This window comes from Ferruginivarius sediminum, assembly GCF_003344765.1.
Lineage (GTDB): Bacteria > Pseudomonadota > Alphaproteobacteria > Kiloniellales > Rhodovibrionaceae > Ferruginivarius > Ferruginivarius sediminum.
This window is the reverse complement of record NZ_QPMH01000024.1, coordinates 39,158-47,104: the sequence shown is the minus strand read 5'-3', so window position 1 is coordinate 47,104 and position 7,947 is coordinate 39,158. Positions and strand designations below refer to the sequence as shown.

Sequence of the window (7,947 nt, the reverse complement as noted above, 5' to 3'; positions counted from 1 at the left end):
CCTTCTCCCGAGCCTCCTTCGACAGCTTCGCCCTGGCAATCCGATCCTCAAGCTCCTGAAGCTCGTCCTGGCCCTCCTCGCCCTCGCCAAGCTCCTTCCGGATCGCCTTCAGCTGCTCGTTCAGGTAGTACTCGCGCTGCGTCTTCTCCATCTGCTTCTTGACGCGGTTGCGCACGCGCTTTTCCGCCTCGAGGCCGCCGATCTCGCCCTCGATAAAGCTGTAGACCTTCTCCAGGCGCTCGCTGACCGCCTCGGTCTCCAGAAGCTCCTGCTTGTCCGGGATCTTCAGCGACAGGTGCGAGGCGACGGTGTCGGCCAGCTTGCTGGCATCCTCGATCTGGCTGACGGTGTTCAGCACCTCGGGCGGGATCTTCTTGTTCAGCTTGATGTACTGCTCGAACTGGGAGACGACGGTGCGCCGGATCGCATCCAGCTCGCGCTCGTCCCCGGTTTCCTCGGCGATCACTTCGGCGCCGGCCTCAAGGAAGCTGTCGTTCTCCGTAAACTCGCGCACACGCGCGCGTTGCCCGCCCTCGACCAGCACCTTGATGGTGCCGTCCGGCAACTTTAGAAGCTGCAGGATGCTGGCGAGCGTGCCGACCTGATAGAGGTCGCCGGGCTGCGGGTCCTCCTGCTGGGCATCCTTCTGCGCCACGAGCAGAATCTGCTTGTCCTCGCTGCGGACCTCTTCAAGCGCGTTCACGGATTTCTCGCGCCCAACGAACAAGGGCACGATCATGTGCGGGAACACGACGATGTCGCGCAGCGGCAGGACGGGGTAACGGGTCGAGCTTTCCGACAATTCCAGCATGTTTCCTCTGATTTCGCCGCCATTAACGGCCTTAGCAGCAGCGCGCTCGCGCGGGTTTCTTACAGACTACCCTGAGCGCCATTGTTGCAACAGTATTTTGGCGTCTTCGAAGGCCGCTTCAAGTGCGCCTCATGGATGAGGCGGTGCAACAGTGCGTGAGAGTCCCGCGACCGCTGACGCACGTCATTGGATTCGTTCGTCGCTTTCGCTCGCGGCGATGGCGAATCCGGCGCAGCGATGCTACAAGCCTATACGCTGCGGTCCTTGGCCGGACCGCGACGACGTGAATCGGGAGAGGGGTACAGGGACATGGCTGATCAGAACGTCGAGTGGCACGCCGTCGCCAAGGCCAGCGAGCTGGAGGCGGAAGAGCCCGAATTCGCGAAGGTCGGGGACACGCTGGTTTGCGTCGTCCGCCTCGACGACGGCATCTATGCGATCAACGATGTCTGCACGCACGAATTCGCGCAGCTTTCCGAGGGGTTCGTCGATGGCTGCGAGATAGAGTGCCCGCTGCATCAGGCGCGCTTCAACCTCAAGACCGGCAAGTGCACCGAGTTGCCGGCCGAGGATGACGTGGCCAGCTATCCGGTGAAGGTCGAGGGCGACGACGTCTACGTCGGCCTGCCCAAGGGCTGAGCCGGCAGTCCGTTCCGATCGGGGGCGCGCCATGAGCCGCACGGATACCTATGTGGTCGTCGGCGCCGGCCAGGCCGGCGGCCGCGCGGCCGAAGCGATACGCGGCGCCGGGTTCTCCGGCCGCCTTGTCGTTGTCGGGGCAGAGCGGGTTCGGCCCTATGAACGCCCGCCGCTGTCGAAGCAGGTGCTCACGGGCGCGGCGGCGCCGGATACGGCCTTCCTGCGCGCGCCCGACTACTACGACGAGCATGGCATCGAGCTGATGCTGAACCAGCGCGTCGAGGCCATCGACCGCGGGAGCGCGCGCCTGACCTTGGCCGGCGGCGAGACCCTTGCCTACGACAAGCTGCTGCTGGCCACCGGCTCGCGGGTGCGGCGCCTGGCGCTGCCGGGCAGCGAGCTTGCGGGGATCCACTACCTGCGCGATCTCGATGACAGCCTGACCATCGCCAAGGCCCTGCGGGCCGGGGCGCGGGTGGTCATCGTCGGCGGCGGGTATATCGGCCTGGAGGTCGCCGCCGCGGCGCGCAAGCGTGGCTGTGCCGTCACCGTGCTGGAAGCGGGCGATGGTCTGATGCGCCGGCAGGTCGCCGAGGAAGTGGGCGACTGGTACGCGGATCTGCACCGCCGCCACGGCGTCGAGATCGTGACCGGCGCCAATGTGGAAGCCTTCGAGGGCGGGTCGCGCGTGCAGGCGGTGCGCCTCGCCGACGGCACCGCTTATCCGGCCGATCTGGCGGTCGTCGGCGTGGGCATTCTGCCCAATGTCGAGCTTGCCGCCGATGCGGGGCTGGAGGTCGACGACGGAATCGTGGTGGACGCGTGCGGGCGCACCTCCGATCCGGCGATTTTCGCGGCCGGCGACGTTACCCGGCATCCCAATCCGATCCTGGGCCGGCGCGTGCGGCTGGAGTCCTGGCAGAACGCGCAGAACCAGGCGGTGGCTGCGGGACGGACCATGGCCGGCGAGGAAACGCCCTATGCGCAGGTGCCGTGGTTCTGGTCGGACCAGTACGACGTCAACCTGCAGATGGTCGGCTTGCCGGATCGAGTGGACCGGCTGGTCCGGCGGGGCGATCCGGAAGGCGGGGCCTTCACGCTATTCTACTTGAAGGATGGCCGGATCGTCGGCGCCAATGCCGTGAACAGCGCCAAGGATATTGCACCGACGCGGAAATTCATCGAGACGGGCGCGAAGCCGGATCCGGACATGCTGTCCGATCCCGAGACGTCCCTGAAGAAGGTTCTGAAAGCCGCGGGTTGATGGGATGGCCCGGATACGCGTGCGTGTCGAGTGCTATGCCGGACATCGCGGCGAGCAGGAGCCGCGGCGCTTCTTCCTGGGCCAGGGCGAGCGGGCAATCCAGGTCGTGGCGATCCTGGACCGCTGGATCGGTCCCGATCACCGCTATTTCAAGCTGACCGGCGACGATCACGCTCTCTACATTCTGCGCCACGACGAAACCGCCGGTGAGTGGGAGATGACTTTCTACGACGCGCGCGGTGGAACCACCCCCGGTGGCGGATCAGCCACGGGCTAGCCCCCGTTCGCCAGCCGCTCGACGTTTGCGCCCACCTCGGCCAACCCCCCGACGACGAGCGCGAAAACAGCGACCGCCACGGCACCGATGCCCAGGCCAAGGAGCACGACGGCGCCGTCACGCTCCAGCAATCCCAGGGCGACGATGATCAGCGACAATGCCGGCAGCCACCCGGTGAGCGGCAGCGGCGCCACGGAAACGCAGGCGATGAAGAAACAGCTCACGCCCAGCAGGTGTGTCGCCGGGCGTGCCCAGACCCACTGGTATCTAGGTCGGATTACCACCTCGACGCGCCGCAGGATGGGCACCATGCGGTTCGTGGCCATCAGCAGACGATCGCGGGACAGCGGCCTGTCCAGCAGCCAGTCGGGTAGCCACAGCGATTTCCGGCCAAGCGCCATCTGCCCGGCCACCAGCAGGATCGGCAGCGCCAGCGCATTCGACAGGCCGAGGGGCATCGGCACAAGCTGCGGCGCCGTCAGCAGAAGCAATGCCGAGGCCAGGCCCCGGTCGCCCAGCACGGCGAAGATGAGCCTGAGACGCACCACCTCGTCCCGGAAGATGTAGGGAAACGAAGCAAGCAACTCGGCCGTGGTCGGCGCCAAGGTGGGCAGCGAACGTTTGTCCACCAGGAGTCTCCTTCAACCTGCGGCGCCGGCATGGGAGCCGATGGCGCGCGCGGACGCAAGCCCGATCGCCCCTTGTGCCTGCCGAGGTATGTCGTCTTGACCCGGCAAGCCGCGCGCTACACCTGTTAGCGGTGGACCTGCCGGGAGGCTGAGGCAATGGTGGCCGACGATGCCCCGCGTGTTTTTGCTCTGGGCGGCAGCCGGGATTTCGGACGCGGCGTCGCCGCACGGCTGAACGTGCCGCTCTCGGAGCATGAGGAGCGCGACTTCGAGGACGGCGAGCACAAGGCCCGGCCGCTGGTGTCCGTGCGCAACCGCGATGTCTTCGTCATCCATTCGCTGTACGGCGACGACACGCAAAGCGCGAACGACAAGCTGTGCCGCCTGTTGTTCTTCTGCGCGGCGTGCCGGGACGCGGCGGCGGCCAGTGTCACGGCGGTGGCGCCCTACCTGTGCTACGCCCGCAAGGACCGCAAGACGAAGGCGCGCGACCCGGTGACGACGCGCTATGTGGCGGCGATGTTCGAGGCCGTCGGGGTCGAGCGGGTCATGGCGTTGGAGGTGCACAACCAAGCGGCGTTCCAGAATGCCTTTCGCTGCGCCACCGAGCATCTGGACGCCCGCCGGCTCTTTGTCGAGCCGCTGCGCCCGCTGATCGAAAACGACGACCTGGTGGTGGTCTCCCCCGACTCCGGCGGCATGAAGCGGGCAGAGGCGTTCCGCAAGACGCTCGCGGGCGCGCTGGATCTCGACATCGCCAGCGCCATGATGGAGAAGTACCGCAGCCGGGGGCAGGTCAGCGGCGAAATGCTGGTGGGCGATTTCGCCGGACGGACGGCGCTGATCGTCGACGACTTGATCGCGTCCGGCGGAACCATGCTGCGCACGGCGCGCAAGGCGCGCGAGCAGGGAGCGGCGCGGGTGTTGGCCCTGGCGACACATGGCCTCTTCGTCGGCGAAGCGAACAAGGTTTTCGCGGACGACGCGATCGAGCGTCTGGTTATCACGAACTCCGTGCCGGCGTTCCGGCTGAGCAACGATACCGCGCGCTCGAAGCTGCTGACGGTCGATGCTGCGCCGCTGGTGGGGGAGGCGATCGCGCGCATCCGCTCTGGTGGGTCGCTGGTCGATCTGCTGGGAATCGAGGCGTAGCCCGTTATCCCAGTTCCTTTGCGCAGGTTTCGGCCAGCGAGAGATAGGCCTCCGTCTTGCGTCGCCATTTCCGCGCGTCGATCCGCGGCTCTTGCAGGTGCCACAGCGACAGCTTGGCGCGAAGCAGGGCGCGGTGGGCCTTGTGGAAGGCGACGAGACGATCCGGAATCCAGTCGCCCGTGACCTCCTGGTAGATCGACAACAGGCGGGGGCCGATCCAGTCCGCGCCGCGCCGCTCGCATTCCATCGCCAGGAAGGCCAGTTCGTCCGCCGGATCGTTGATGCGGAACTCGCGGTTGAATTCGATGCAGTCGATCACGGCCTGGGGCGGACCGAGGTAGATGTGGTCGGGGCGAAGGTCGCCGTGGCCCTCGACCAGCCGCGCGGCACGTTCGGCCAGCAGGTCGGCCTCGCGGTTCACGAATCCAATCAGGCTGTTCAATAGATTATCGACGCGCGTCTCGGACACCTCGCCGGGTTGCTCCAGCAAAGCATCCCGGTTGTCGCGCGCGTCACGTTTCAGTGATTGCGCGTACATCGCCGGGCGACGGTTCTGCCTGGGTTGCGCGTGGTAAAACCGGGCCAGGAGGTGTGCCACGCCGTCCAGCCGTTCCGGCCCGACCGGTCCCGCCGCCATCGCCTCGTCGAGCAAGCCAGCCGCCGGCAGGCGCACCATCTTGACCAGCCAGTCCACGGGCTCTCCCGCGCCGCCAAGGCTCAATGCGCCGTCGCCCTGACTGCGCAGCAGCGGCACCACCGCCAGATAGACCCACGGCGCCAGCCGGCGGTTCAGGTGCACCTCGGCCTGGCAATTGCGGAGCCTGGCCGCCGGGGTGCCATAGTCGAGATAGCTGAAACGAACCGGCTTTTTCAGCTTGTAGACAAAGCGGTCGGTCAGGAAGACCCAGGACATGTGGGTTTCGCGCACATCCACCTTGCCGGTGCGGTCCGGATAGGACGCGGGCCGGCGCAAGAAGGCCACGGCCTCCTCGACGGAAGCGGTCGGCGGCTGGTCGGCGCGGGCTTGCGTCATCGCGGCGGTCTGACCCGGATCAAGGCGCAGGGCGGCGTTGGCGTTCAGAGTCTGTGACACGATAGGCGGGCCGAAACAACGGCCTGAAGCAAAACGCGCCGCGGAAAGGTAAGGGGCCAATGTTCCAGGATCGCCGCGATGCCGGCCGCAGGCTTGCGGATGTCGTAAAGTCCAGGTCTTTCGAGCATGCTGTCGTCCTGGCGCTCCCCAGGGGCGGCGTGCCCGTCGCGGCGGAGATCGCGCGCGCGACCGGCGCGCCGCTGGACCTGGTGATGGTGCGCAAGCTGGGCACACCCGGCCAGCCCGAGCTTGCGATGGGCGCCGTCGCCAGAAGCGGGGAGGCCGCCGACATCGTGCTGAACGACGACGTCGTGCGTCTGCTTGACATTTCGCAGCGGGAGATCGACGAGGTGAAGGAGCGCGAGTTGGCGGAAATCGAGGCGCGGGAAAAGCGCTATCTGGCCGGCCGTCGCCGTACCGGCATCGCGGGACGCACGGCTATCGTCGTCGATGATGGCGTCGCCACCGGTGCCACGACCTGCGCGGCCTTGCGCGCGGTGCGGCGCGCCGGGCCGGAGCGGCTGATCCTGGCCGTTCCGGTGGCACCGCCCGAGGCAATGGATCGGCTGCGTGCCGAGGCCGACGAAGTCATCGCCCTGGACCAGCCTTACGGCATGGGCGCCATTGGTCTCTATTATCGCGATTTCCGGCAAACCTCGGACGACGAGGTCATGACGCTACTGGACGAGCTGGCCGAGGACGCGGGGGATTGAGGGTCAGCGCCGGCGGTGCAGGCCGATCATGGCCTCGAACTCCTGCCGCGTGGCGCGGTCTTCGCGGAACGACCCGATCATCCGGCTGGTCACCATGCTGGTGCCCGGCTTCTGGATGCCGCGGGTGGTCATGCATTGATGCTCGCTTTCGAGCACCACGCCGACGCCAAAGGGCTCCAGCACGTCGGAAAGGGTGTTGGCGATCTGGGCGGTCAGGCGTTCCTGGATCTGCAGGCGCCGGGCGAAGATCTCGACGACTCGGGCCAGCTTGCTGATGCCCACGACCCGCCGGCGTGGCAGGTACCCGACATGCGCCCGGCCGATGATCGGCACCATGTGGTGCTCGCAATGGCTGACGAACTCGATATCCCGCAGCACGACCATCTCGTCGTAGCCATCGATCTCCTCGAAGGTCCGTTCGAGGATGGCCGCCGGATCCTCATTGTAGCCGCCGAAGTATTCGTCGTAGGACCGAACCACCCGCGCCGGCGTGTCCATCAGGCCCTCGCGCGCCGGATCCTCGCCGATATAGGCGATCAGCGTGCGTATGGCGTGCTCCGCCTCGCGGCGGCCGGGGCGGTCGGAGGTGTCCAGCGGCGAATCGGGTGCAAGCGACGAATCGGGGGCCGTCGACTCGGCATATGCGTCCAAGGGAGCCATGGATCGGTTTTCCTTCCCTTCCCCGTCAATCGTGTCGAACGTGATCGCGGCCGCCGCCGGAACGTGTCGGTGAATCCGGCGGAAAGTGCACTCACGCAGGTATTTACTGTGCGAACGGCCGATTGGATGCAGCGACAGGCGGACTATCTGGCACGGATGCGTATTTCAAGTCGCAAATCCAAATCAAGACTCTCGTGATGTGCGAATCGGTCAACCGCCGTTGCGGTAGTGCGCGAGGCCGGCCTCGGCGCAGGCGATGTCCTGCTCCGGCGTGCCCGAGGAAAGGCCGATGGCGCCGACGACCTGCTCGCCCTCGAACACGGGCAGGCCGCCGCCCATGACCGAGAAGCGCCCTTCCAGCGCGGTGTGGATGCCGAAGGTCAGGTTGCCGGGAATGCAGTTGGCGTTGTAGTCGGCGGTCGGCTTGCGCGCGATCGCGGCCGTCATCGCCTTGTTCTGCGCCAGCGTGACGCTGAGGATCTTGGCGCCGTCCATACGCTCGAAGGCGATCAGGTTGCCGCTCTCGTCGGTGACGGCGATGCACATCGGTACGCCGATATCGCGCGCCTTTCCAGCGGCGCCTTCGATGAGCCGGCGTGCGTCCGCCAGCGAAAGCCGTGGTATCGACAGCATCGAATATCCCCCTTCATCGTCCTGCGCGGCCGGCGAACCTACCCCGAAGCCAGACGGCCTGGCCACTGCCGGGGGC

At 66.8% G+C, this 7,947-nt stretch carries 10 protein-coding genes; 5 read left to right on the top strand and 5 right to left on the bottom strand.

Features of this window, described 5'->3' with window-relative positions; all coding sequences use genetic code 11:
- A partial coding sequence (locus DRB17_RS17495; protein WP_193725748.1) for an LON peptidase substrate-binding domain-containing protein occupies positions 1 to 811 on the bottom strand: 811 nt, incomplete at its 3' end.
- Positions 812 to 1,120: 309 nt separating this feature from the next.
- On the opposite strand from DRB17_RS17495, the gene DRB17_RS17490 reads away from it, so the two are divergent.
- From DRB17_RS17490 to DRB17_RS17480, 3 genes are read left to right on the top strand one after another with little or no spacing between them, the layout of a single operon-like run.
- Positions 1,121 to 1,450 (top strand): non-heme iron oxygenase ferredoxin subunit, encoded by a 330-nt coding sequence (locus tag DRB17_RS17490; protein ID WP_114583522.1) that lies wholly within the window; start codon positions 1,121 to 1,123, stop codon positions 1,448 to 1,450.
- A 31-nt stretch (positions 1,451 to 1,481) separates the two neighbouring features.
- Complete coding sequence (locus DRB17_RS17485) at positions 1,482 to 2,714, top strand: NAD(P)/FAD-dependent oxidoreductase (protein ID WP_114583521.1); 1,233 nt, start codon at positions 1,482 to 1,484, stop codon at positions 2,712 to 2,714.
- Positions 2,715 to 2,718: 4 nt separating this feature from the next.
- The gene (locus DRB17_RS17480) at positions 2,719 to 2,991 is read left to right on the top strand and encodes a hypothetical protein (protein WP_114583520.1); all 273 of its coding nucleotides are present in this window, start codon (positions 2,719 to 2,721) and stop codon (positions 2,989 to 2,991) included.
- Here the strand turns inward: DRB17_RS17480 and DRB17_RS17475 are convergent.
- Positions 2,988 to 3,620, bottom strand: coding sequence for an exopolysaccharide biosynthesis protein (locus tag DRB17_RS17475; RefSeq protein WP_161958880.1), 633 nt, complete (start codon positions 3,618 to 3,620; stop codon positions 2,988 to 2,990). The genes DRB17_RS17480 and DRB17_RS17475 overlap by 4 nt on opposite strands.
- Before the next feature lie 156 nt (positions 3,621 to 3,776).
- Here DRB17_RS17475 and DRB17_RS17470 point away from each other — a divergent pair, with 156 nt between their 5' ends.
- Positions 3,777 to 4,772 carry a ribose-phosphate diphosphokinase gene (locus DRB17_RS17470; protein WP_114583518.1) on the top strand — a complete coding sequence of 332 codons (996 nt, stop codon included), beginning with the start codon at positions 3,777 to 3,779 and terminating at the stop codon, positions 4,770 to 4,772.
- A gap of 4 nt (positions 4,773 to 4,776) precedes the next feature.
- Here the strand turns inward: DRB17_RS17470 and DRB17_RS17465 are convergent, their stop codons facing one another.
- Positions 4,777 to 5,865 (bottom strand): hypothetical protein, encoded by a 1,089-nt coding sequence (locus DRB17_RS17465; RefSeq protein WP_206607932.1) that lies wholly within the window; start codon positions 5,863 to 5,865, stop codon positions 4,777 to 4,779.
- A 59-nt stretch (positions 5,866 to 5,924) separates the two neighbouring features.
- Here DRB17_RS17465 and DRB17_RS17460 point away from each other — a divergent pair, with 59 nt between their 5' ends.
- Entirely contained in the window at positions 5,925 to 6,578 is a 654-nt protein-coding gene (locus DRB17_RS17460; RefSeq protein ID WP_114583516.1) for a phosphoribosyltransferase, read from the top strand.
- A gap of 3 nt (positions 6,579 to 6,581) precedes the next feature.
- On the opposite strand, the gene folE is transcribed toward DRB17_RS17460, so the two are convergent.
- Both folE and DRB17_RS17450 read right to left on the bottom strand, forming a co-directional pair.
- The gene (folE, locus tag DRB17_RS17455) at positions 6,582 to 7,238 is read right to left on the bottom strand and encodes a GTP cyclohydrolase I FolE (protein ID WP_114583515.1); all 657 of its coding nucleotides are present in this window, start codon (positions 7,236 to 7,238) and stop codon (positions 6,582 to 6,584) included.
- Between the two features lie 210 nt (positions 7,239 to 7,448).
- Positions 7,449 to 7,871 carry a GlcG/HbpS family heme-binding protein gene (locus DRB17_RS17450; protein WP_114583514.1) on the bottom strand — a complete coding sequence of 141 codons (423 nt, stop codon included), beginning with the start codon at positions 7,869 to 7,871 and terminating at the stop codon, positions 7,449 to 7,451.
- Between the last annotated feature and the right edge of the window lie 76 nt (positions 7,872 to 7,947).

What these genes read in the sequence shown, in the direction of transcription:
- DRB17_RS17485 (WP_114583521.1), top strand. Translation starts at nt 1,482, where the DNA reads ATGAGCCGCACGGATACCTATGTGGTCGTCGGCGCCGGCCAGGCCGGC.
- DRB17_RS17480 (WP_114583520.1), top strand. Translation starts at nt 2,719, where the DNA reads ATGGCCCGGATACGCGTGCGTGTCGAGTGCTATGCCGGACATCGCGGC.
- DRB17_RS17470 (WP_114583518.1), top strand. Translation starts at nt 3,777, where the DNA reads ATGGTGGCCGACGATGCCCCGCGTGTTTTTGCTCTGGGCGGCAGCCGG.
- folE (WP_114583515.1), bottom strand. Translation starts at nt 7,238, where the DNA reads ATGGCTCCCTTGGACGCATATGCCGAGTCGACGGCCCCCGATTCGTCG.
- DRB17_RS17450 (WP_114583514.1), bottom strand. Translation starts at nt 7,871, where the DNA reads ATGCTGTCGATACCACGGCTTTCGCTGGCGGACGCACGCCGGCTCATC.
- DRB17_RS17460 (WP_114583516.1), top strand. Translation starts at nt 5,925, where the DNA reads ATGTTCCAGGATCGCCGCGATGCCGGCCGCAGGCTTGCGGATGTCGTA.
- DRB17_RS17490 (WP_114583522.1), top strand. Translation starts at nt 1,121, where the DNA reads ATGGCTGATCAGAACGTCGAGTGGCACGCCGTCGCCAAGGCCAGCGAG.